General features: G+C 39.6%; 21 protein-coding genes. 4 read left to right on the plus strand and 17 right to left on the minus strand.

Features of this window, described 5'->3' with window-relative positions:
* Positions 1 to 4: 4 nt before the first annotated feature.
* From ACQ4XT_RS02910 to ACQ4XT_RS02920, 3 genes are all read right to left on the minus strand, one after another.
* On the minus strand, positions 5 to 496 hold the full coding sequence (locus tag ACQ4XT_RS02910) for a helix-turn-helix domain-containing protein (protein WP_446852441.1): 492 nt from the start codon (positions 494 to 496) through the stop codon (positions 5 to 7).
* Positions 497 to 595: 99 nt separating this feature from the next.
* Positions 596 to 919, minus strand: a complete 324-nt coding sequence (locus tag ACQ4XT_RS02915; protein WP_008590613.1) for a hypothetical protein — start codon at positions 917 to 919, stop codon at positions 596 to 598.
* Complete coding sequence (locus ACQ4XT_RS02920) at positions 920 to 1150, minus strand: helix-turn-helix transcriptional regulator (protein WP_035546713.1); 231 nt, start codon at positions 1148 to 1150, stop codon at positions 920 to 922.
* 190 nt (positions 1151 to 1340) lie between these two features.
* Here ACQ4XT_RS02920 and ACQ4XT_RS02925 point away from each other — a divergent pair, with 190 nt between their 5' ends.
* Positions 1341 to 1763, plus strand: coding sequence for a helix-turn-helix domain-containing protein (locus tag ACQ4XT_RS02925; protein ID WP_446852442.1), 423 nt, complete (start codon positions 1341 to 1343; stop codon positions 1761 to 1763).
* A gap of 124 nt (positions 1764 to 1887) precedes the next feature.
* Here the strand turns inward: ACQ4XT_RS02925 and ACQ4XT_RS02930 are convergent, their stop codons facing one another.
* Together ACQ4XT_RS02930 and ACQ4XT_RS02935 are read right to left on the minus strand one after the other, a co-directional pair.
* Positions 1888 to 2334, minus strand: coding sequence for a GIY-YIG nuclease family protein (locus tag ACQ4XT_RS02930; protein ID WP_446852443.1), 447 nt, complete (start codon positions 2332 to 2334; stop codon positions 1888 to 1890).
* Positions 2335 to 2336: 2 nt separating this feature from the next.
* Positions 2337 to 3155, minus strand: a complete 819-nt coding sequence (locus ACQ4XT_RS02935; protein WP_446852444.1) for a glycosyltransferase family protein — start codon at positions 3153 to 3155, stop codon at positions 2337 to 2339.
* Between the two features lie 135 nt (positions 3156 to 3290).
* Here ACQ4XT_RS02935 and ACQ4XT_RS02940 point away from each other — a divergent pair, with 135 nt between their 5' ends.
* The gene (locus tag ACQ4XT_RS02940; RefSeq protein ID WP_446852445.1) at positions 3291 to 4301 is read left to right on the plus strand and encodes a ParB/Srx family N-terminal domain-containing protein; all 1011 of its coding nucleotides are present in this window, start codon (positions 3291 to 3293) and stop codon (positions 4299 to 4301) included.
* Between the two features lie 361 nt (positions 4302 to 4662).
* Here ACQ4XT_RS02940 and ACQ4XT_RS02945 read toward each other — a convergent pair whose 3' ends face one another.
* The 12 genes from ACQ4XT_RS02945 to ACQ4XT_RS03000 form a co-directional block, all read right to left on the minus strand.
* Complete coding sequence (locus tag ACQ4XT_RS02945) at positions 4663 to 6204, minus strand: sodium:solute symporter family protein (RefSeq protein ID WP_446852446.1); 1542 nt, start codon at positions 6202 to 6204, stop codon at positions 4663 to 4665.
* Between the two features lie 146 nt (positions 6205 to 6350).
* Complete coding sequence (locus ACQ4XT_RS02950) at positions 6351 to 6917, minus strand: hypothetical protein (RefSeq protein WP_446852447.1); 567 nt, start codon at positions 6915 to 6917, stop codon at positions 6351 to 6353.
* Between the two features lie 50 nt (positions 6918 to 6967).
* Positions 6968 to 8077, minus strand: coding sequence for a zinc-binding dehydrogenase (locus ACQ4XT_RS02955; RefSeq protein WP_446852448.1), 1110 nt, complete (start codon positions 8075 to 8077; stop codon positions 6968 to 6970).
* 62 nt (positions 8078 to 8139) lie between these two features.
* A complete protein-coding gene (locus ACQ4XT_RS02960; RefSeq protein ID WP_446852449.1) occupies positions 8140 to 9591 on the minus strand; it encodes an NAD-dependent succinate-semialdehyde dehydrogenase in 1452 nt (483 codons plus the stop codon).
* 31 nt (positions 9592 to 9622) lie between these two features.
* Positions 9623 to 10999: an adenylosuccinate lyase gene (gene purB, locus ACQ4XT_RS02965; protein WP_446852450.1), complete on the minus strand. Its 1377-nt coding sequence runs from the start codon at positions 10997 to 10999 to the stop codon at positions 9623 to 9625.
* A 31-nt stretch (positions 11000 to 11030) separates the two neighbouring features.
* Positions 11031 to 11801 carry a GntR family transcriptional regulator gene (locus ACQ4XT_RS02970; RefSeq protein ID WP_446852451.1) on the minus strand — a complete coding sequence of 257 codons (771 nt, stop codon included), beginning with the start codon at positions 11799 to 11801 and terminating at the stop codon, positions 11031 to 11033.
* A gap of 308 nt (positions 11802 to 12109) precedes the next feature.
* Positions 12110 to 12436 (minus strand): YqfO family protein, encoded by a 327-nt coding sequence (locus tag ACQ4XT_RS02975; RefSeq protein WP_446852452.1) that lies wholly within the window; start codon positions 12434 to 12436, stop codon positions 12110 to 12112.
* A 257-nt stretch (positions 12437 to 12693) separates the two neighbouring features.
* Positions 12694 to 13527 (minus strand): AhlS family quorum-quenching N-acyl homoserine lactonase, encoded by an 834-nt coding sequence (ahlS, locus tag ACQ4XT_RS02980; protein WP_446852453.1) that lies wholly within the window; start codon positions 13525 to 13527, stop codon positions 12694 to 12696.
* A gap of 297 nt (positions 13528 to 13824) precedes the next feature.
* Positions 13825 to 15390 (minus strand): BCCT family transporter, encoded by a 1566-nt coding sequence (locus ACQ4XT_RS02985; protein ID WP_446852454.1) that lies wholly within the window; start codon positions 15388 to 15390, stop codon positions 13825 to 13827.
* Between the two features lie 1197 nt (positions 15391 to 16587).
* On the minus strand, positions 16588 to 19206 hold the full coding sequence (mngB, locus tag ACQ4XT_RS02990; RefSeq protein WP_446852455.1) for a mannosylglycerate hydrolase: 2619 nt from the start codon (positions 19204 to 19206) through the stop codon (positions 16588 to 16590).
* Between the two features lie 48 nt (positions 19207 to 19254).
* Positions 19255 to 21192: a PTS 2-O-a-mannosyl-D-glycerate transporter subunit IIABC gene (gene mngA / locus ACQ4XT_RS02995; protein ID WP_446852456.1), complete on the minus strand. Its 1938-nt coding sequence runs from the start codon at positions 21190 to 21192 to the stop codon at positions 19255 to 19257.
* Positions 21193 to 21330: 138 nt separating this feature from the next.
* Positions 21331 to 22059: a MurR/RpiR family transcriptional regulator gene (locus ACQ4XT_RS03000; RefSeq protein ID WP_446852457.1), complete on the minus strand. Its 729-nt coding sequence runs from the start codon at positions 22057 to 22059 to the stop codon at positions 21331 to 21333.
* A gap of 82 nt (positions 22060 to 22141) precedes the next feature.
* Between ACQ4XT_RS03000 and ACQ4XT_RS03005 the strand changes: the two genes are divergently transcribed.
* A complete protein-coding gene (locus ACQ4XT_RS03005; RefSeq protein ID WP_446852458.1) occupies positions 22142 to 23284 on the plus strand; it encodes a glycerate kinase family protein in 1143 nt (380 codons plus the stop codon).
* Positions 23285 to 23301: 17 nt separating this feature from the next.
* Complete coding sequence (manA, locus tag ACQ4XT_RS03010; RefSeq protein WP_446852459.1) at positions 23302 to 24243, plus strand: mannose-6-phosphate isomerase, class I; 942 nt, start codon at positions 23302 to 23304, stop codon at positions 24241 to 24243.
* Positions 24244 to 24412 lie beyond the last annotated feature (169 nt).

Genomic DNA, 24412 nt, shown 5'->3' on the forward strand with positions numbered 1-24412 from the left:
CCTCCTAATTTAATAATCTCTTAGAATATAGAGTTTGGTGATGATCCTTCCAGAGCTTTAGCCAATTGATTTCATATCTTTCACAAACAGTAGCTAAATACAGGGTAGAGAAATGAATAACACCAGTCATAATTTCAGCTGATTTCCGTATGTCATGAATCTTAATAGGGTACTTATCGTGTAATTTTGCAGTTAAATTTACATTAGCTAATACATTAATAGCCTTCTGTAGTTCTTCCTCTAATAGAAGTTGTAAGAGAAAATTATCCTCTTCTACTTCCGGTCCCTCTAAGCGAGATACCCCCCACCCAACATATTCATTAACAGCTTCAAGTGCTAACCAAGGGTTGTTATACTTCTCAATAAAATATTTAGTGGATACAGGAGGAATCTTCCGTTCTCCCCCTTCCTGTTTAGAGATATACTCTCTTGACTGAAACATATCTACAGCTAACTGTTGCTGGGTTTTATTTTTGTTTTTCCTTAAATCCTTCATTAACTGCGCTGATTTGCTTTTATTAATAGTTTCCCCCTCCTTACTTATTGATTTGTACCATTGATTGCTTTCTCTGAGGTATATACTAGATTCATAGAGTCAAACAACACCAAAGTTTCTTTCCGGAGCAATATCATCAGATACATCAACATGATTTCTAATCCATGTAATGACTAAATCCTTGGGGTAAAGTGTCCGGCCACCTACATGAACTTTTGGAAAGTCCTTGCGCTTTAATACGTGAGCATCAAGAGATTGTACACTGACATTAAACACACGCTCAGCTAATTTTGTTCGATCAAGTAAATAGGGTAATTCCATTTCTTTCTGAACATCTTCTTGTGCTTTTTTAGCAATATCATAAAAAATATCATAAACCTTGTTATTAAAATCAGATTCGGGTTGCAGTTTAGCTTCAAACATCTACAACATCTCCTTATAAGTTTTTTGTTCCTTTAAGGAACATTGGTTTTCAAAAAAATTTGTCCACTTGAACTCTAGAGCAAAAGCTATGTCCTTCGCTGTTTCTACTGTAGGATTTTTAACTCCTGATTCAATATGGGTATAATAGCTTCTCGATATGTTTGATTTAATAGCTGTTTGTTGTTGAGTTAAATCCTTCTGAAGTCGAATCTCTTTTAACCACATCCTCAATTTATTCACCTCCTAAAGTTCCTTTAAGGAACATCTTACAATGTATTATAAGTTCCTTTAGGTAACATTGTCAACAATATCCATATAATTTTTTTACACTTTTAGGAACTTTTCTTTAAGTTACTTTGAGAAACATTTATAATGGATACATAACACACTTTAATCTAGTGAAAAGCATGGTGGTATAAACATGAATTTTTCAAACAGGCTGAAAAGATGCCGACAAATAAAAAAAGAGGAAAATCCAAATTGGACCCAAGATTATATTGCAAGGCAAATCGGCGTAGCTCGAACAACTTACACAGCATACGAGAGAGGTACCAAAATTCCTACTTTAGATACTGTGAACAAGATCGCTGACCTTTTTGATGTATCCACCGATTACCTTTTAGGCCGATCAGATATTACAGATTATCAAGTGGATAAAAGCAATGAATTTGATTCCATAAAAGAAGTAAATAAATTGATGGACCAATACGGAATCGAAGATGCAGCTTTTTTTGATTTGGAAAAGTGGAAATCAATGAGTCCAGAGCAAATAAGGGAATTGGAAAGTTACTTTCAATATTTAGTGAAAAAATCTAAAGAACTCGAAGAAAAAGAAAATAAATAAAAAGCAGGGACCTTGTTATTGGAAGTCCCTGCTTTTCTGTTTAATTAGAATAGAGTGTAATATTCTCCGTTAATCTAAACCCACTTCCCCTCACTATGAAGTGAACTGTATAAGCCAATCTGTATTAAAACCCCTTTATAGAATCTTCAATATCCCTTGGATAATCTTCTCTTTGGATCCACCTCAACTCGTTATCCGTTAAATCAAACCATTCTCCTTTAATTCGTTTATCACTAAAATAACAATGGAACAGCTTTTCCGTTTTATATGGCTCTTTACTTTTTATAAGGTGAACGATTTCATGAGTGTGAGCTGAACCGGTACTTAGTTCTTTAATCCGCTGTTCTGGGTCATCTGCTTTTCCAATTTTAATATGATCCAGGCCTGATTCTCTTATAAAATAAACGTAACTTGTATCAAGTTCACTTGAATCAAACCTTTGACTTACCGGACCTATATGATGCCATTCCATTACTGTGGATTGTATAGATTTATCTCTTACAAGTTTCTTAAAAGTTTTATAAACAAAAAAAACAATAAGAGCAATAATAGCTATATACAATATATCCAAAGCTATTCCTCCTTGGAGTGCAAGACTTGCGGTGAGTAAACCCTTTTTAGTGGATAATATCCACTTCGTTTTTTAAAATTCACGATTTGTCGGTGCTTTTCAAACGTTTGCTTTGGACACCTTTTTTGACGGTGATGAATTCGCTCGATTACCGCTGACAAAATAGGTTGATGGTTTTCAGCAGAACCAATTAACCCATTTATAAATACAGTGTCGCATGGCAGTACTGCAAACAAGTCATTTACTATTTTGTTTAAACAACTATATACATGATATTGATATAAGCCAAAGCGCTTTGTTTTAGGCATAGTATGGTAACGAATCTTTCCTTTTTTTGTTGTTTTTTCTATTTTAGATGGAATGACTTCTTCTAGTTTATGAAGGTAAACATCACACTCTACGGTTTTTGAATCATGTGCATGCAAACTATACGCAATAGCAACTAAACTATCTTGATGAAAATTTGCATAATGTTTGACACATTCCCTCCAAGCATCCTGTTCACCTTCTACAATATTTTTTATAAATGGATGCTTTTCTTCCCACTTTTGATACAGGATCTGATCTGTTTTTTTTGCTCTGTTTTTATTAATTTGATAGTAAGTTAATAGTAGCTGTTTTATCCCAACGATGTCAGAAAAAAACTTTGTTTTGAATTTTTCTTCTTTTTGGAGCCATTGCATTTCATTAGGTCCAATTCCATGCTTAGAAAAGGGTTCTTGCACCTGTCTTTTCCAATCAATAGAAAGACATTCAACATAATGAAATGCTTTTAATTCATCTAGTGCCGCCTGTTGTCGTTCGGTTATTTTATATGACATGTTTAATTCACCCGTCTTAGTATTAGCTTACTTGAAGTCAAATATGAGAATCACACTTGCTGTCTTTACAGGCATGAAACAACCTTTAATCAACATAAGGTTAAAACTAACAACTAAAACGGGGAGGGGGCTTTTATGGATACGTTTGAAGTCCGGTTGAATCAAATTGAGTGGGATTTAGAGAGTAGAATAAATCTAGACATAGAAGGTTTAAAGAAGAGTATTCTAAAATTTGGGCTTATTACCCCAATCACTGTAGTCGGTCCTGACAAAAACAACATGTATTATTTGATTGACGGATGCCGAAGGCTTCGCGCTCTAAAAGAGCTTTCGATTTCTAATCGTAAGTACAATAAAGTCCAAGTTACAAGAATTACCAAAAAAATTGAAACAAAATTAGAAAGAGAGACATTACGTTTCCATCTGAATAATACATCTAAAAGAATTATTGGTGCAGAAGAACAGTCAGCAATAGAATACATTCAAAGTACAGGAAATTATTCTGACGAGGAACTAATAAACATAGCACAGCCAAAGCCTGCACGTGTGAAACGCATGAAAAAGAGTCGTGAGATTAGTAAAGACTTACGAAATGAGGTTGCAAAGAAAAGAGCAAGTCAGCACGCACTTGAAGTTATAGTTAATATGTCCATATCTAAAAAACAGTCCTCCAAACTTTACAAGTTATTACTGGATCGTAAAATAACTGGAATAGATGCTGATGCATTAAAGAAACTTGATAATGATGACCTTTTTGACGATTTAACTGACATGCAAAAGTCCAATGCAATAAAAAAAGTATTAGCTCAATCACGTTTTACAGATCGAGAAGCTAGGTTAATTATTTTATCTGAATTAATGAAAGATACACCAAATGACTATACCGAGGATTCTTTTGAATGGATAAATTACCTTGCACGTACACTAAAAGAAATTAGGGAAATGATCCATCCGGATATTCAATCTGACTCTACTGACATGCAAAAGGAACATTTACGCTCAGAGCTTTCACGTTTAACTAAATTACTATCGTGGACTTGGAGGCAGGAGTATATAAAAGATAAATCAAATCAAAATTTTAACCGGGCACTTGATGAATTGATTAGTGAAGAAACACAAAAAGGATATAGGTTCCGATTACATTAAAAGAGACACTTGGGAGTATAATCCCCCTTGTCTCTTTTGTGTGTTTTTTTATATGCAAATTCTCCATATATACTGCCTAATTTTATTAATAAAAAAAAGCGACTATTCTTATTGAATAATCGCCCCCGTTCGTATTATTCAGTTAAAGAGATCTGATCTGGATTTTTTTAAGTATTTATGTATTGAATAACTGTTAAGTGACAAGTAATGTGTTCTTCAACACGTGTGTTAAGATTGCAATGAAAAGAAGCTTCATCATCGCTATTAATGCAAAGTCCAGACCACATACAGTCTGGACTTAAAAATCAACCACATATATGAAAGACAATCTTATCTATCCTATAATACAAGCTGGCCTTTTTTAATTTGACAATTCTGTTCTCTCTTCATATGCTGAACTCTCTATTTTTCTGCTTCCATAAATGCTTTTGATAAACTCTTCCGGCATCGGCTTAGTTAATAATGTAACTATAACCATGACAGCAGATGCGATCATTATTGAATAAGCTGATGCTGCAAACGGATTGGTTATTGGCTCTAAGGCCGGGAGCCATCCCATGTAAAGCAGCGTATAACTAATTACCCCTACTGTAAATGAAGCAACAGCCCCTTGCTTGTTAGCTCTCCTCCAAAGTCCTCCTATCGCTAAAGGACCGGCCAGCCCTGACACCATGCCCCCTACACCGATCCAGAGGAAGATAGCAAGTGATTTGGGTGGATTCAGAGACATAAGTATGCCTAACAATATACAACCTATAACAGCAAACCTTCCGATGAGGAGCGCATTTCGCTCGACTTTCTGTTTATCTGGATTGTTTTTGGCAAAGGTCTTCCGGTACAGGTCGTTGGCAAATATTTGAGAAAAGGATACGATTAATCCATCACTCGTCGATAAAATAGCGGAAAGAACAGCAACCGCCAGCAATGCTGCAAGAAATGGCGGGAACAGTTCTACAAACAGGGCTGGGATGACGGCATCCGGATTTTCCAATGGTTCAGGTATGACGGCTGCCCCTAACAGTCCACCCAAGGCCATCATTGGTAACAAGGCGCCAGCGACAATGGTAAAACTAAGAAATACCTTCAATTGTTTCCCACTTTTCAGCGCTAAAAATTTATTACCAATATGAGGAAGAACCCCAAATGGTATGTGTGCAATTAAAATTAAGAACGCCAACCATGCGCCACCGTAAATAGGGTGTCCTGGGATAAACAGGTTGTCCCAACTATTCTCAGGATTCTTTAGAGCAATCGCCTCATTGACCCCACCAATTCCGCCGCTTGTTCCGACGCCAGTAAAGAACATAAACATAATCAACAAGGCCACCAGAATCATAAAAATGCCTTGGATGGCATCTGTCATGATATCCGAGTGCGACCCTCCTAACACGATGTAGATACCTAATACTATGGCGGTCAGCCATAAGCCAATCGTGTAGTTTAACCCCATCATTGTTTGAAACATTAGCGCAGCTGCTACGAGTTGAGCCACAATGTAAAAGATAAGCAGCAACGATAAAATGGCTAGTCCTACACGTAAATACTCACTTTGGAATCGCTCTCCGACGATTTCTGGAATGGTTCGATTACTAAATACGTCTCCCATGGATTTCACAATTCTACCCGTTAACAGCATCCCCCCATAAATACCTATGGGGTATACAATAGGATACCATAAACTTGGGAAACCAGAAGTGTAAGCCGTACCTGGAATTCCCATAAAGGTCGAACCTGATGCCGAACTTGCACAAATCGCTAATCCTAATATAACCGGGCCATAGCTGGATCGAGCTGTAGCAAAATCGTCGGCGTTACTCGTTTTTTTCATCCCTGCGTATCCTAAGTAAATCATCGCCCCTATAAACAGCACTAATAGTATCCAGGACCAAGTGTAAACAGACACGAACGTCCCCCCTATTCGTCGAAGTTAAACAAGTTTGTTTTAAAAATAATCAGTCCAAATACGATCCAGGACCCCAAAATAAATATTGCTCCATATCCCAATACCGTCATCGTTACCCTCCCTCATTTTTATAATAGGGCGCAGCCTCAGAACAACCTTTCTTCTATCCAAATTCTTACTTCATCCATTTTTTTCACTTCGGCCTTAACTTTTGTCAGCGCTTCCAACACTTGAAAAGTTACTTTCCCATTTGCACGCTTCTCCTTATAGAGATGATAAGGTAAATAAATGGTCTCTTTTCTGTTCAGTTCGCGAATAGGAGGAATCATCGGCCGTAACGACTTAAAGAGATAGTTTTCTAAAGCGCGATGGCTCTCTGTCTCCACTATTTCACCGGAAGCTTTAAACGGCAGGCAGTAATTTTTCTCTACAGTTTTCATAACCGTATCCGGCCAGATTTCTGTTTGAGCTGCCAGCCCAGTGAGCCCGTTCACTCCCACCCGAATCAATGCCTTAGTGTCACTGAAAATCCAGCGTGGAACCGTTACTTTCCACTCATAAAAGGTGTAAGGATAATAAAAAGTAAATAGGGGCTCTAATTCAACTCTTCTTCGTACGGATTTTCCTGAGTTGAGACGAGTATACTCTTCTATTTCTATCCCTCCCGTGGCTACAGTAACGGTAAGCCCTTTTCCTACTGAAACCACTGCCACACAATCACCTCCATGAAACAAAAGATTCACGTATCGAACGCATTTCTCTCTTACTTCGAAACTACTTGATCGTCATGACTCATAACAATAGATGCTCTTGTCACCTCACGAGTTGCCGCCTTATCCAAAGCCTCCTGAACGCTGTTAAAACTAAATTCACCGTCCATCATTTGTGCAAATGGATATTTGTTAATGTTTGAAGAAAGGAATTCCAGTGCTTTGTTTAAGTACCATGGATCGTAGTGAACAATGGGCACGATTTGGATTGATCTTCTTGTTAAGAAGCCAGGGTCAAATTCCGTCATTTTTCCAGGAGAGACGTTTCCAATGCTGACGTATTTTCCGCCTTTACGAATAAGATGTATTCCTTCACTGAATGCATCGGGTACGCCACTTAATTCAATACCGATATCCACCCCTTCTCCATTGGTCAGGGCTTTCACTTCCTCAACTCTTTGTTCTACCGTATCTACCTTTTTTAAGTTGATAACGTGGTCTGCCCCGAATTGCTTGGCAATCTCCAATCTCTTTTCTACTGCATCGATAACGATTACTTTTGCTCCCTTTTCTTTGGCGACGGCTGCAGCATTTAATCCTAGTCCACCAGCACCTTGAATGACAATCGAATCCCCATACGTAAGACCTGATTTCTCGAGCCCGTAATACACCTGCGATAAAGCGCAGTTGGCACCGGAGGCAGCACTGTTTGGAACATTGTCCGGAACCTTAAAGAAATATTGGTTGGGATCAATGTAATAATGACTCGCGAATGTTCCGTGAAAGTGTGGATACTCTTCCGGTGCCTTGGTGAAGTTATCAAAGGCTCTATCGCAGAGGTGAAACTGCCCGCGGCGGCATGAAGCACACTTTCTACAAGTCAGGTAATACACAATGGCAATTCTGTCACCTTTCTTTATTGTTTGACCAGCATAATCTGTGGTCACTCCTTCTCCAAGCTCTTCTATAACTCCGACCATTTCATGACCTAAAACTCCCTGTTTTTTTGTAGGGTGTTCGCCCCTCCAAATGTGCAGTTCTGATCCGCACACATTGGTACGAACGACTTTTAAGAGTACGGCTCCCTTTTCGGGTGTAGGGAGTTCAAATTCCTTAAACTCCATTTCCATCGGTTGATTCATTACTGCGACTTTACCTTTCACGTAACCATCTCCTCTGCTGATTTTGAAATTTATCTTCCATAGCCTTCAAGTTTCCGTTCTATTTATTCATGCAATTTAATGGAGACGTATTTGGTTTCTAAAAACTCTTCGAGGCCGTAATGTCCCCCTTCAAGACCAATCCCGCTTTCCTTCCTTCCTCCAAATGGTGCCTGTGCGGCTGCTGGGAGCCCATCATTGATGCCTACGATTCCAGTATCCAACTTTTCGTATAGTCGAACGGCTCTACTTAAATTTTCCGTAAATGCATAGGAAGCCAATCCGTACGGCGTATTATTGGCACGTTCGACGGCTTCCTCTTCATCCTTAAACGTTATAATCGGGGCCAGAGGGCCGAATGTTTCTTCGTTCCAGACTTCCATTTCTTCATTTACCCCGCTAATAATACATGGGGTAACAAAATAACCGTTTTCGTATTCTTCAATTCTGTCTCCACCGTATTCCAATGTAGCCCCTTTGGAAACAGCGTCCTGGATATGTTTTTGGATTTTTGCATAAGCATCTTCGTTAATTAGAGGGCCGAGATCGGCATCTGGATCTTCAGAAGTCCCTACTTTTAATTTAGAAACCTGATCTATCATCTTTTCAAGGAACTGGTCTGCGATGCTTTCTTGAACAAATATCCTATTCGCACATACGCACGTCTGCCCGCTGTTTCTGAACTTGGTTGCCATAACGCTTTCCACCGCACGATCCAAATCTGCATCATCAAACACAATAGCAGGAGCATTGCCACCCAGCTCAAGCGAAAGTTTTGTAACGGTATCCGCTGCACCTCTCATCAAGATTTTCCCTACTTTTGTAGAACCAGTAAAAGATATCATTTTAATGCGGGGATCTTGCAGGAACACCTCCCCTATTTCATTGGCACGCCCCATGACCACATTCACAACTCCTTTAGGAATGCCGGCTTCGATTGCTAGTTCAGCTAACTTTAGAGCAGCTATCGGAGTGTATTCAGATGGTTTAATGACGACAGGGCACCCTACTGCTAAAGCTGCACCGATCTTTTTAGTAATAGAAGCAGCTGGAAAATTCCATGGAGTTATAACGCCGACTACTCCGATTGGTTCGTTGATAACCAGAATTCGTTTATCTGTTGTTGAGGCTGGTATTGTTTCTCCATACACCCGCTTTCCTTCTTCCGCGAACCACGAAAGAAAGCTTGCCGCATAATCTACCTCACCTCTAGCATCATTTATAGTTTTTCCTGCTTCAGCCACCAGGATTTTGGCCATTTCTTCTTTTCGGTCCAGTAACAGATCGTGCCATTTTTGTATCAGCGCACTTCTTTCTCCAGCGGTTTTCCTTTTCCACGCAGGAAAGGCGCCATGAGCAGCGTTTACGGCTTTTTCAGCATCCTCTTTCCCACCGTTCGGAACGACCCCTACAATCTGGTTATTCGCTGGGTTGAGAACTTCAAATACTTCTTTATCTGCCGCTTCTACCGTTTTGCCATTTATAATCATTCCAGTACTTATATTTTGAACGGTCATTCGTCCATCCACCCTTCCGTATTAATAGTATTTAGTTCCTGACATTAACCTCCGGTGCTGGTGTACCCTCAGTATTTCTTATGTGCTTCGTAACTTCCTCTACGTAATTTTGTGATAACCCGATGTAAGATGTCGGATTAATCAGTTCATCGATTTCCTCATCACTCAGCATGCCTGAAACTTTTTCATCTTTCTTTAAATTTACAGAAAGTGGGGTGTTGTTCGTATGAGAATCCATAGCTATTTTATAGATTAAATCATGTGCAGCCTGCCGTCCCGTTTTTTCTGCAAGGCGCATCATAACTGCTTCCGACATAATCAGCTCATTAGATTTTTCCAGGTTGCTCAGCATGTTTTCCTTCTTCACAATCAGCCCCTCTGAAATCCACGTCATATGCTTCAATATCCCACTTGTAAGCAAGAACATTTCAGGTATGAATTCCCACTCAGCCTGCCACGGTCCCATATCTCTTTCATGTTCCTGAATCATCACCTGAAATCCAAGGGACGACTGGCCGACTAATAGCGATGACAGAGAATACACCGTTTCACAGGCCATGGGGTTTCTTTTTTGAGGCATTGTGCTACTGCCAACTTTTCCAAAATGGAAAGGTTCTTCTAATTCTGAAATTTCAGTTTTTTGAAGTTGAATAATTTCATTGGAAATTTTTCCGAAAGTCCCACCAATCATAGATAAAAGAGACGTAACATCCGCCAATCGGTCACGCGACACATGCCAAGGAGTTTCCGGTATATTTAAATTTAAGTATTGCATCAATTTCTCTTGAACTTCTTTTCCTTTTTGATCCAATGAAGCAAGAGTACCAACAGCTCCTGCCACGTTTCCTGTAAATACTCTTTCCTTCAACTGTCTGAGTCTGTTCAAATGCCGGTGAAGCTCTGCTGCCCATATCGATACTTTATAGCCGAATGTTATCGGAAGCGCATGCTGCCCGTGGGTTCTTCCTGGCATGACCGTATCCGCATGCTTTTCTGCGAGATCCACTAAAGCGCTTACAACAGTAATTAAATCCCGCTCTACAATCTCTAATCCTTCCCTTATTTGCATAACCATACCAGTGTCCATAATATCCTGAGTGGTTGCACCCCAGTGAACATACTCACCATAATCCTTATCACACAAGGTTTTATATTCTCTGATAAAAGAAATCAGCGGGTGCCACGTGTCGTCAATCCCTTTTTTTATGACATCCATATCGAATAGATCCACGGTACCTTTTCTATCGATTTCGACGGCTGCCTCTTTTGGAATTATACCTAATTCCCCTTCAGCCTTTGCTAAGGCAACCTCGACATCAATCCACTTTTGTAATAAGTTTTCATCAGAAAAAATCTCTCGCATTTCTTTTGTTGAGAATTGATCTTTAAACAATTTTGATTGCGTCATGTGACTCCCCATTGAACCTACTCCCATACTCTTAATAATTTTGTTGTCCAGTAGCTTCTAACAGAACCAATTTCGTTTTGCCTTTCAAATCCATAGTGAATCGATATTTGTCATACCGAAACAATAATAAACTATGTTCTATCGGAGAGTCGGAATCAGAATAAAGAATACGTTCCGCGCCCAATAGAGGGTCGTTTTCATTAATACCTAGCTTGTCAGCAGTCTCTTTTGAAGCATTGGTAGCGAATATTTCAAAATGAGCTTGTTTAATCTTGAAGCCGCTTTTTTCAGATAATAGTTTGTACACAAGCGACTCTTCCGCTTCCTTTTCACTAATTAGATGAGACAAATCCGGGTGCATACTAATTTGGGCCAACGCCAACGGCTCTTCGTCAATATGATACAGCTTTAACGCTTGAAGAACCTCGCTTCCTTTATCGATATTCAAATATTCACATATATTTAGATCTGCGTTCACCATTCCATAGCCCAACAATTTTGTTTGAGGTTCTTTGCCTGTTTCTAGTAAACTTTCATACAATCCCTTAAAGTCTTCGAGGCTGTGATAGATAGTACCATTTTTCACAAATGTCCCTTTTCCTCTTTTGATTTCTACTAAATCCTTTTTTTGAATCTCTTTAATAGCCAGCCTTACGGTTGTCCGACTAACATTAAATCGTTCCATCAATTCTGCTTCAGTAGGAATCTTAGCCCCCTTTTCATAAATGCCGTTTGCAATATTATTTTTTAAAAAATCAGAAATTTGTTCAAACATCGGTTTAGGACTTTTTCTATCAAACATTTAAAATCTCCTTCACATTATTAATACATCCTAAGACGTATTGTACTATAGATTGTTAGATCCCTAAACCTCAGTTAAATAATACGTATTATAACGTATTATTTCAAGTGCTACTTTCAGACTTTTCTATTTTTTATTATTCCAAAACTGAACAATCACAGCCTTAACCTTTGTAAATTCTAGTATAAATTCAAAGAAACCAAACGGCATTCAAATGAAATTTATTCATTCCTATTCCTATGGATATCTAATAGATGTCATTAACAAATGTAAATAAACTTTGTAGAAACCTTTCTCACTATCAATTACTAAATTACGCCGTTTTTCCTTGTGTCTATAGATTCGCTGATCGAAATGACGGGCTCGTCCCAGGGGTGATATAAATAGATTGCCTCAACAACTTTCGAAAGCAATTCATCATCTCTAGGTATTGAGAATTCCAATTCATTAGAAGGCGTTGAATAGGTCTCGTCTTTATTTCCCGCATAAGTATTGCTGCCCTCTCTTGGAACACACCACTCCGCTCCATAAGAACTGAAGTAAACTCCATCGTAGTTCCCGTATTTAAGATCTGTAACCCCCAAAACAGCCTGAACAATATCATCTGCAAATTTACCAATCACAAAAACTTTCACTCGGTAAGATTTAACTAATAGCATTTCAGTCCTTTTCCCCTTCCCAACTATTTTCTTCAACTTATTATACAGTTAATATAACTAAGCCTTCATAAAAAATATTTATCTAATATTGGACAACCAACCTCACAAAAATACAATGTTATACACCGCAAGCTTCAAAATGATCCACCTTCACTGAATTAGTACAAACCACTTCATGACTTATGCAGAACAGAAGATGCCGTATGCCATGAGATTGTTTTTTACTTAGGGTATTACTCGTAGAACCCTTCGGTTGATTTGACAAAACTTCTAAACTGCTTCGAATCATGTCCAAACCATACCTGGGAGTTGGTTTTTTCTGCGTACTTTTTAATTTTCTCAACTGCCTCCATGTACCCGACGGAATCGTAGATAATACCTGGGAGTTTAGCGGGCGGACCATAATTTTCTTCTGAATATACAGCATCGGAAGCAAGGATTATCCCTCCTTCACCGGGGAGTTCAATATGGAGACCTAACATTCCCCATGCATGACCAGATCCAAAATTCAGTATTTTAATTCCTTCAGCAAGTTCAAGTTCATCTTCATGGGACTTAATGGTCTTCCATTGCAAATCATTTTTGATCCAAGCATCTATATCTGCCAAATTATAAGCACCTGATTCCTTCGTCATTGCATATTGTTTCATAGTATTTGAGAGCTCTGTATCATGAACAATAACCGTTGCATCGGTAAATAGCTCTAAGCAGCCTGCATGATCCAGATGCAAATGAGATGCTACAACATATTTAATGTCTTGTGGACGGACTCTCAACTGCTCCAATCTATTTATCAAATAGCACGATTCATCTCTAATAATAGGAAACAACTTTTGAATGCCTTCCGGCCATCTGCCATTTTCACCATCCGCTTCATCGTTACATCCTGTGTCAAAGAGAATCATGCCTTCTGGATGGTCAATTAAAACTGCATAAACGGGTGCTTCAATAAACTCGGCAGGAGGGTTGGGATTATCTATTGTTGCCGGGTTGTGCGATGCCACCATAAAATTCTTATCCATCTTCAATGACCCTGTATCTAAAACATACAATTTAGTATTATTCATAAGTAACTCCTCCATTTCATTAAAGTATAATAAATGATACTTCTAAGTTAAGAATTATTGTAAGAAATTAATTTAAGAACACTGAACACATATAAAGTTTTCTAGACTTGAGCAAAGTTTCTCCCAAATGCTCTATTACCACACTAACAGGCATCACCTCCTTTCTGAGTCTCAAAAGAGTTTTAATGCGCTCTCACACTCGACAGTCCCTCCCGAAACGGGACACAAGATTTGAAGGAAAAACCCAGTCCCATCTTCCTCAATCTATCAAAGCATAGAGATGAGGATTTTCTGCGGCTAATTTATATTTCTTGTTTCCTTTTTACGCGCATCTACAGAAGAATTTTCTTTATATTCATATCTCATATGCGCGTGCGCATCTTCATCCTGCTGCACCATTTTCACAAAAGATACAACAGCAATGGCAACAATAATTAAGAGAGGCGGCGATGTAATGATCGTGATTCTTTGGATAGTGGTTAAACCGCCTTGGTACATGAAGGTAAGGGAAATAGCTGCAAGGATAACCGCCCAAAAAATTCTTTGCCAGCGTGCAGGTTCCTCATCGGATTCCAAATTTTTTGTTGCGACAGATGCCAGCACAAATGAAGAAGAATCTAAAGTTGTGGCAAGAAATACAAAGGCAGTAATAATAAAGATTCCTACTATAACTTTTCCTATTGGTAATCCTAAAAGGGTAGCGATTATTGCAGCTGCTGCTCCCTGCTCATTTAATATTTCAGTAACAGGAACCAAATTGTTTAAATCAAAATACATACTGGTGTTACCTAGAAGCGCAAATGCAATCCAGCTCCCCATCGTTCCACCAAGTACAACACCTAATATAACCTCTTTAACTGTTCTTCCTTTTGATATTTTTGCAATAAATAGACCAACAAAAGGTGCGTATGCGAACCACCACGCCCAATAAAAAATAGTCCATGCTTGTGGAAAACCAGATCCTCCTATGGAATCGGTATACATGCTCATATGGAAAAAGTTTTGTAACAACAAACCAACGCTTTCCGTAGATGTACTAAAAATAAAAGTGGTCGGTCCAAAAATTAATATGAACAACCCCAACACAATAATAAGATTGATATTTAAATCACTTAATCTCTTAATGCCTTTTTTCAAACCGAGGTATGCACTACCTCCAAATAATGCAGTCCAAATTATTATAATAATGACATCGACTAACATCGTCCTCTCTATTCCAGCGATTTCAGATAGACCTTGAGAGATCATCGGTGTCCCTATTCCTAAAGAAGTGCTGATGGCACCAATTAATCCAAACATAAAAAATACATCTATGACCTTACCTATCAATCCATCTACATGCTTACCTAAAACCCCTCTACACGCATTACTTAACCTCAATTTAGGTTCTTTTCGAACATGGAGAACATACGCTATCGGTAAAGCTGGTACACAATAGACAGCCCACGCAGAAAAACCCCAGTGAAACATTCCATACATAGCAGCCCATGAGCCCGCCTCAGAACTTTCAGGTTCTATACCAAATGGAGGAGAAGTATAATAATATGCCCATTCGATTGTCCCCCAGAACATCAGTGCTGAACCGACTCCTGCTGTAAACATCATTCCTATCCAGCTTTTTGTAGAAAACTCTGGTTTGGAATGAACACTTCCAAATTTTACATTTCCATACTTTCCAAAAGCTAACCATGCTAAAGATATTAATAGAATCAACGTCAACCACAAATAAGCAGGTCCTAACTGTTCTGTTATGAAATTGTTTATAGAATTAAATAAAGCGCCGCCTTTTTCAGGATAAAGCAAGACTGGAATGCACAATAATAAAATAAGAGTTAATGACATATTAAAAATCATCTTATCCATTTGCGTTTTCTTCAAATACAACATCCTTTCTTGATTAACAATGCTTTCGGGGAATTATTTTAAAATTCAGACCGTTAGAAGGCTCGTCTTTGAATGTTAAACAACAATGTAGGATATTCATTGCAGAGTGCATAGAAGATTTTGGTACGTTTTTATGTAATGATCTTGGTTAGAACTTAACACTGCAGTCTCCTTGATAGGCTGGACTGTCAAAGGTTTTCGAAACTCTCTTTCACCACCCCCTAGAAATTAAACGCTTACAATTATCCTATTAACAAAAAAGAGGGAACAACAATTCTCTACTTTGTTAATAGAATTGACGTTTTCTTACTCTTCATTTCCCATGCTATGAACGACTAAATTTTCCTAACCTAGTGTGTTTACGTATAGAAAACATCCTATCTCCTACCTTAAATCAGTTGTTTTGATGTCCCCTTTCGTTTCTTATGATACGTCTTATAACGTATTATATCAAGACTTTTTTGACTTTTTAAAAAATTAAACCAAATACCTTACTTTCATGCATGTTTGGAATAGCTTCTAGAAAATAGGGATATTAAAAATATTTAGCAAATTAGAGCATGAAAAATCGGTTCCTTAACAACGTTTAGGAACCGATTTTCTGATTTACTTTTTTAAGTTAAGCCCTCGTTTGTTGAAAAATCGAAACCAAGATATCCAAGTGAAATTATGTAAGAAATCATATTAATTCATACCTTTGTATCGTTCAGTATCATCCTTTTCAACAGTCTGTTTTCAATTAACTAGCAATCTGTTTACTTTTTTCTTACGATCGATAAAATACCAATACCTAGAAAATTTATGGGAAACTTTTAGCTTCTTTAATATGTTAACAATCCATCCAATGATAAGAAAAACCCCGACATACATTAAGAAGGTATAAAAGAAAAATCCATGTTTGATCATATTCTATTGTTTCTACTAGAAGAGCAAATCCCTCTAAACTCACCATACCTCCGATGAATATGATATATATCCAAAGAGGATTAAAGCTTTTGTACACCAGCATATAGGTGAACCACGCTCCAGCGATGTTGAAGATTCCTAAATCTAAAAATAAGGCATCCAGTAACAATCGACGGCATATGATTCACTCTCCACAGTCCCATATGAATGCATTTATCTTTAAATAAACCCCGTCCCTTAATGCGAAACTAAAGGACGGGATTAAATATCTTAAAATAGAATGGAAGTCACTTCATTTGGTTTCAAAGATACCGATAGATTTCCATCTTGATGTGATACGTTTTCCTTGGGTTCCTCATTAAGTTTGGCCGCATCTATCTGACTTGCAAATTTGTACAGTTCAAAAGCATGCTTTGATACTTTTTCGGTGGGATTATAAAACCTTAGCAACAGCCTGTCTTCTCCCTCTGCTTTTTTTAATGTGCTCAGGACGGAAGTATCTGTATTTTCTTTTAGAAGACTGTAAGATACCGGAGTAATTACATTAGATTCATTTAGTTTCATAGCGTTGTAAGGAATTTTGTTATACGTATGAATTGGAGTAGTATATTCCTTGGCAATACGCCCTGCATTCGCTTCTGCTACCGTTCCTTCGTGCATAAACAAGGCAAAATCAAGCTCCAGCTTCCCAATCATCTGAGAGTCTGGTGTCGGGAGTTTGATTCCTGATGGACGCCCTGGTCTTCTCAGCAATTCTTCCTTACCAAGTACCCCAACACTCCGGAATAAGGTGACTGCAATTGTGTCAAATGACTCCCCGACAATCTCATATTCACGTGAACTGTTCGTTAACAATGTCACTCCTCTTTGATCATCAGACAACCCAACAAAAGATAGCATCGGATAGATAGAATCAGGTCTCTCATCCCAGTCTTCCTGTTCCCAATATTCCATTGCACTGTCTACAACCCCTCTTTTGATTAAACCGAATTGGTTGTCTGACCAGGACAGGGAAGATGCGATTTCTGTAGGTATGAAAGCACGCAGCCGATGATCTTCTGCCTGATTGTCAATCTCAGCCTTTATTTCAATGATTGATTTATGTTTTGGCACTCGGATAGACCAGCGGACAGAAACGTGGCTGTCCTTTTTGTTTTGCTTTCGACTCTCTAAGTTCTTTGGAACCTTCAAATCTACTAAAATATTCATATCTACGAATAAATCGTTCTGATGAACGTTTATTTCTGCTGCCGTTTGATCACTGTAGATTAATTCTTCGTTTTCAAGTGGGGAATAGTCATACTCATCCCCATCGTCTCCACCATCCTCTAAAAGAAGGACATGATCCATTTCAGTTGCGCTTTGTTTGTCGAATATTTTTAATGATCCATTTGGATGAACTTTAATACGATATCGATCTGTCTCTACTGAATGTTCATGAGACTCCTGCATAGGAAGTGCTTCCAATCGACCTTCCTCAGGCACTACCCAATACGCTTTATATCCCATTGAAGGAAGTGTATCTCTCCATTGTATTTTAAGTTGATAGAATGGATCATAATTTCCATAGTGGACAATCTGTCTATCGATCAACCCAGGATCAAGTTCCTCTTTCTCAAGCACCTCGAATGGAATTGAATTTCCCTCCGAATCTTTTAGAGAGAAAGCGTTGAGCTTCGTCACAACTTCAGTTGTCACCACTTCCTCCCGTGCATAAGGGAGAAGGTTGAATGCGGTAATGACATCGTTACCGCATTCATTTGGAATGGCATCGGTAATTTTACGCTTGTAAAACTCAATGAGCTGATCTGTTTTCTCTTCAGCCAGGAAGAGACGATTCGTAATTTCCTTATGAACCTTATCTGAACAACAACACCCTATGCTGTCATGGGCATGATTTTTCATTATTTCCTTCCAAATCAATTCAATGAGACCATGATGATACTCAAAACCCAGGGAATAGGCTAGAGAAGCTAGTGGCTCAAGTTCATGAGTCAGCTTGTTCTCCACCCTTGTATTGGCTGTCTTAATATCATTACGGGTAGAGTAGATGCTTCGGTGGACTCTCATATATTTCCCGTCAAGAAACTCCCCTGACAGGACAGAAAGATCATCATTTTTTTCAAGCTCTTCAAACACATTTTCAAAACGGCTTAAAAAGAACTCTCGATCTGGATAAAGGCGTTGAAGCTTTTCAATGATTGAATGGATATTTTTTTGGATAGGCATTTGGTCATGACCGTTGGGAAGAATGATATGATCCGTTGTTGCACCTCTGTCCAATACACTAAAGTATTTATCCATTCTTTTTTGGAGAGCTTCTTCATCCTCCGGCAGGTACTTACCAATCGCGTAGCCTAAAGGGAACAGCTGGACTAGGACACGGGAACCGTCATCGCTTTCCCAATGAAATTCCGTCTTATCCGTACCATGTCGCTCAGAGGTACCTCTCCAGAAAATGGAGTACTTGATGTCAAATCCGTTAAAGATTTGCGGCATTTGGGAAGATTGTCCAAAAGAATCAGGCAAGTACCCGATTTTCATAGGAGCACCGAATTCTTTAGAGTCGATGTGGCCGTATAGAAGGTTTCGAACAATTGATTCTCCTCCGACAACCATCTCATCTGTTTGTGTGTACCAGGGGCCGATAATTAACTTCCCTTCCTGTACCAGCTTTTTCACACGCTCTTTACTTTCTGGTTTCACTGCGAAATAGTCTTCTAATATCGATGTTTGTCCGTCCAGTACATAATACGGATACTCCGGATCATTCTCCAGCTTCTCCATAATTTCTTCCATATTATTAACTAATAGAATACGTGATTCTTCCGTAGAAAAATACCATTCTCTATCCCAATGCATATGGGGTACGATATGCGCTTTCTTCATTTATATCCATCCTCCTAAAATACGTTCAGTAACTTCTTAAGTGTGCTTTTATGCAGCAAGACGCTCTTCTTTTGCAAGTTTGCTTTTTCTGGTTATGATCAGCAGGACCATTGAAATGAGCGCGCCAAAAATAGCTGCTCCCAACCAGATACTTGCTGCCAGTAAAATTGGTTTTCCTTGTAACAAAGCAAGAGAAAAGATTCCAGCTCCAGGTACATTCAGCCCGAGGTCGAAATACGCTACAATCGCTCCTGTTACAGCAGATCCTGCAACTAAGGAAGGAATAACCCGCAAAGGATCATTAATCATAAATGGAATAGCACCTTCTGTAATTCCTGCAAGTCCCAATAACCACGTCTGCTTCCCAATCTCTTGCTCTTGAAGTGAAAAGTACTGTTTTCCTATAATCGTTGCTCCTGTTACAGCAAAAGCAGATACCATTTTTACAGAGGCAAAGGCAGCGTAAGGGATGAAGTTTCCGCTTGCCATCGCTCCGATACAGAAGGTGTAAGCCGCTTTATTCACGGGCCCACCTAAATCAAACGATGCCATACCTCCTAAAATAGCTCCTAAAATCAAGGCATTGGCACCAGACAAACTACCGAGCCAGTCTATCAGTCCATTGTTAAGCCATGCCAGCGGTTCTCCAATAACAAACAACATAATGGATCCAACCACTAAAGTACCGAGTACAGGGTAAACCCAGAAACTGATGAAGCCAGCAAATGTTCCTTTCGGCTGGATGTTTTTCTTCAAAAACTTAAGGAAGAAACCAGCCAAGAACCCGCCGAGCATTCCACCAAGGAATCCGGATCCAATCAAGTTGGCAGCAACCCCTGCAGCAAAACCAGGTCCAAGAGCCGGCTTATCCGCAATAGAGTAAGCCATATAAGCTGCCAATATCGGTACCATCAACTGACTGAGCAATCCTCCGCCCAGTTGCCGTAGCAGCCATAGCCACGAACCTTCTGTTTCATATACACCCTGTAGATTAAATGCTTGAGAAATTAAGACCGCTGCAGCAAGAGTCATCCCCCCTGCAACAATGATTGGAATAATGTATGAAATACCAGTTAGGATAGAGTCCTTGATTTCGGTCTTGAATTTCTTATGATCCGATTCTTCGGGATCTGATCCAGCATCTGTCTCCTCTTTATATTCTCCTTTAGGATATTTCTCTGCTTTCTCAAGTGCTTTTGTTAACAAACCTTTAGCGTCGCGCAGCGGCGCAGCTACAGCAGATTTCACTTTCGGCAAGTGGGAAAAACGCTCTTCATCTTTCACTGCAACATCATTTGCAAAGATGACCGCATCGGCTTTCTTCAATTTTTCAGAGGAATGGCGGTCTTCTATGCCGTTTGCCCCCTGCTTCTCGACGAAGACGTTAACACCAAGCTCTTTCCCTGCTTTTGTCAAGGCTTCTGCTGCCATATAAGTATGGGCAATACCTGCTGGACAGGCTGTCACAGCGAGAATGGTTCGACTTTCTTCAGCCTTCGTCTTCTCTTCTTCCTGCTCTTCTTCTTGTTCAAAATTATCTAGTTGTTTAAATAGTTCTTCACTTGAATCTGCTTTTAACAGTCCCTCTTTATAAGAAGAGTCTGAAAGTCGTGTCATAAATTCAGATAATAGTGATAAATGGGTGGATCCTGCCTCTTGATCAGGAATAGCTAGAAGAATGACTAACTCCACTTGATTGGTTGGATCAAGACTTTCCCAATCCGTTATTGGATTCTCAATTGTTGCTACAGCAAAGGCAGCTTCTTTTACAGAAGGCGATTTCCCATGTGGAATGGCCAATCCACCTTCGAATCCAGTAGGTGACAATTCTTCCCGATCATAAACCGCTTTCAAAAATCCCTCTTTAGATTTCAATTTCCCCTCGTCATCTAGCTGCTTCACTAAGTAGTCAATCGCTTCTTTCTTTGATTGAAGTTTTAACTTTGTGTTCAACAGATTCGGTGACGTTAATTTACTCAGTTCCAATAGATTACACCTCCGTTGTTGTAAGTGTTTTCATCACTTGCCATCATCCTACCAAAAAAAAAATAAGAAGATCGATTCTTCTTATTTTTACACACGATTCAATTGAAAAAATGTTTTCTTGTGTATGCGCTAACAATTTTAATAATGATTCCAAAAATACTGCGATAATGTCTCCAAAACAACCAAAATCGGAGTTCGAGCTGTAATGTTATATCCGTTTTTCGTTTTCTTCGGTGCATAGCAGTACAAGTTGATTGTCGCCATGGACTGTAGATGATTCCTTGTAAAATGCGTCAAGGAAATAATAGGGATGCCCTGTTCCTTTGCTTTTTGTGCTGCCTCTAATACAAGCGGTGTTTCCCCTGAGAGGCTGATCAGGAAAAGGACATTTTGATGATTGGATTGATCCAGACTGTGAAGAAGTTCATGTCTATGAATGTGGTGACTGGTTGACTTTCCTATCACCCTGAGATTTCTCGCCATCATTTCACATAAATCCGAAGAATCGCCGACTCCGAAGAGTAAAACCTCTTTAGATTCAACTAATAGACGTACGGCATCCAGCATCCGGTCCTTATCAAGAATTTCAAAGGTCTTCTGTATTAAAGAATACGAATCACCATCAGGCACTTCGTAGGGGGATTCCAACTCAACCTTCAGACTATTTTTCATATGAGAGAAACCGTCATAGCCAAGTTTCTTGGAAAGCCTTGTAATCGTATTCGGCACTGTGAAGGAATAGGAGGCAATATTTTGGATGGATTGGTTCACTACTTCCTCGTGATTTTCCCTGATGTAATCAATGATTTGGTCATCCGTATCGTTTAATTTGTATTCAAATTTATGAACACGTTCTTCAAATCGCATGTTGTCTCACCCCGTTAATAACAATGGATTCATTATAGCAGATTCCTTTGTAACATTATCAACTTAAATGGAGGAAAAAGTTATGAACATTCTTGTAGCCATGGATTCACTAAAAGGAAGTTTGTCATCAAAAGAAGCCAATCAAGCGATCGCTGAAGGCCTAGTTTTGGCTTCAAAAAAAGAGCTTGTGATTGATACTGTCCCCATTGCCGATGGAGGTGAAGGTACAGTGGACGCCCTGGTATCCGCACTTGGGGGAACCATTGTCCGCCAGCAGGTCACAGGTCCCTTGGGAGAGCCTGTTACTGCTTCCTATGGACTGATTAAGAACGGCTCGACCGCCGTCATTGAAGTTGCGGAAGCCTGCGGGCTCCCACTAGTGAGCCCAAATGATTTACATCCACTCGAAGCTACAACCTACGGCGTCGGTGAGTTGATTGTCGACGCCATCGAAAAAGGATGCTCAGATATCATCATAGGTCTTGGAGGCAGTTCAACAACCGATGCTGGTGTCGGTATGCTGCAGGCCCTTGGCTTTCAATTTCTCGACAAATCAGGCTGTCTAGTCAGGCATGGAGGAAGAGCTTTGCAGGAAATTGCAGCCATTGACACCAGTCAAGCTCTTCCCCTACTACAACATACAAAATTTCATACGATATGCGATGTAAACAACCCTTTGCACGGTCCGAATGGTGCTGCCTATGTTTTTTCCCCACAAAAAGGAGCAGACATAGACGAAGTAACCATCCTTGATCAAGGACTGGCTCATTTCTCAACTATCGTCATGGATCAGCTTGGGATCGATCTGCAAAGCATTCCTGGGAGTGGAGCAGCAGGCGGACTGGGAGCCGCCCTTTCAGGCTTTCTCCACTCTCCCTTGCTTGCAGGCGTAGACTTTATCCTTTCTGAACTAAACCTAAAAGAAAAGTTAAGTCATACAGATATCGTTTTCACAGGCGAAGGAAAATTTGATTTTCAAAGTTCAATGGGGAAAGCCCCTTCAGGGATTGCTAAGCTCGCTCAAACCAGCAACACCTCCGTAATTGTGTTAGCTGGAGATATTTCGGATGCGGAAGACCAGGTGCATAACAAGGGAGTTGATGCTTATTTCACCATTGTAAGAGGACCTATTTCTCTCAATGAGGCGATGGCATCACAAACCACTTACTCAAACCTTAAACAAACAGCAGAACAAATAGGGAGACTATTGCTTCTTAAAAAATAGCCGGGAGGAATGAATAAATGGAACCTATATTCTTAAAACCAACCTTCAAAGAAAGAATTTGGGGCGGACAAGCCCTGAAAGATCAATTTCACTACTCTATTCCTAGCAATAAAACGGGAGAGTGCTGGGCCATTTCCGCCCACCCTAACGGACCCTCTATGGTCGAGAATGGAGCACATGCCGGAAAGACTCTGGATGTTTTATGGAAGGACCATCCTGAATTGTTCGGGAACCCAGAACAATCGGACTTTCCCCTTCTCACAAAAATCATTGATGCAAACATGGACCTCTCTGTTCAGGTCCATCCTGATGATGATTACAACCTCATACACAGTGGCGAGCCCGGAAAAACAGAATGCTGGTATATTCTTGATTGCGAAGAAGGAGCTGAATTGATTTTCGGGCACACGGCGCTGAGCAAAGATCAATTCATCGAGCAGGTCCGATCTGGGCAATGGGGAGAGTTGTTGAAGAGAATTCCTATAGAACCTGGCGATTTTTTTTACGTGCCTAGTGGAACCCTGCATGCCATAGGGAAAGGAACGCTTGTGTTGGAAACACAGCAAAGCTCCGATACGACTTACCGTGTTTATGACTTTAATCGGGTGGATGAAAAGGGGCAGAAACGGGAACTGCATATTGATCAAGCGGTTGAAGTGGCCACCATCCCCCACCAAGAAAAACAACCGAAACAGTGGCTTTCCCATTTCGGCCCCTCTCGTATTACCAGACTTGTCCAATCTCCTTACTTCAATGTATATAAGTGGGAGATTCGAGGGAGTTATAAAGGGAATGTACTAGATCAATATTTGCTAGTTTCGATAATTGAAGGTGAAGGAAGCATCGTTTATAAAGACCATTGCTATACCATCCAAAAAGGGACCCATTTCCTGCTTCCGGCTGGGCTGGGAGAATATCAATTTATAGGGAATCTAGATGCTATCGTTTCCCTCAATTAAGAAAAAAGGATGCTTATACTTTCCAGAATTTCAGGTGATGACCACCATACTTTTCAAATAAGTTTTTTCCTGTTAGATTCACACAAGACATAAACTGAAAGTATTTAATCATCGTCATTGCAGTTTTTTGCATCTGATAAGAAAGATACCGATTCAATTGTTATCGTGA

It is taken from the genome of Halobacillus sp. 12SKB, from assembly GCF_052941655.1.

Bases quoted from the DNA above. Each gene is read 5' to 3' on its own strand.
- ahlS (WP_446852453.1), bottom strand. From the start codon at position 13,527: ATGAATAATACTAAATTGTATGTTTTAGATACAGGGTCATTGAAGATG.
- ACQ4XT_RS02985 (WP_446852454.1), bottom strand. From the start codon at position 15,390: ATGGATAAGATGATTTTTAATATGTCATTAACTCTTATTTTATTATTG.
- ACQ4XT_RS02960 (WP_446852449.1), bottom strand. From the start codon at position 9,591: ATGACCGTTCAAAATATAAGTACTGGAATGATTATAAATGGCAAAACG.
- manA (WP_446852459.1), top strand. From the start codon at position 23,302: ATGGAACCTATATTCTTAAAACCAACCTTCAAAGAAAGAATTTGGGGC.
- ACQ4XT_RS02935 (WP_446852444.1), bottom strand. From the start codon at position 3,155: ATGTCATATAAAATAACCGAACGACAACAGGCGGCACTAGATGAATTA.
- ACQ4XT_RS03005 (WP_446852458.1), top strand. From the start codon at position 22,142: ATGAACATTCTTGTAGCCATGGATTCACTAAAAGGAAGTTTGTCATCA.
- purB (WP_446852450.1), bottom strand. From the start codon at position 10,999: ATGACGCAATCAAAATTGTTTAAAGATCAATTCTCAACAAAAGAAATG.
- ACQ4XT_RS02970 (WP_446852451.1), bottom strand. From the start codon at position 11,801: ATGTTTGATAGAAAAAGTCCTAAACCGATGTTTGAACAAATTTCTGAT.
- ACQ4XT_RS03000 (WP_446852457.1), bottom strand. From the start codon at position 22,059: ATGCGATTTGAAGAACGTGTTCATAAATTTGAATACAAATTAAACGAT.
- ACQ4XT_RS02940 (WP_446852445.1), top strand. From the start codon at position 3,291: ATGGATACGTTTGAAGTCCGGTTGAATCAAATTGAGTGGGATTTAGAG.
- ACQ4XT_RS02925 (WP_446852442.1), top strand. From the start codon at position 1,341: ATGAATTTTTCAAACAGGCTGAAAAGATGCCGACAAATAAAAAAAGAG.
- mngB (WP_446852455.1), bottom strand. From the start codon at position 19,206: ATGAAGAAAGCGCATATCGTACCCCATATGCATTGGGATAGAGAATGG.
- ACQ4XT_RS02915 (WP_008590613.1), bottom strand. From the start codon at position 919: ATGTTTGAAGCTAAACTGCAACCCGAATCTGATTTTAATAACAAGGTT.
- ACQ4XT_RS02910 (WP_446852441.1), bottom strand. From the start codon at position 496: ATGAAGGATTTAAGGAAAAACAAAAATAAAACCCAGCAACAGTTAGCT.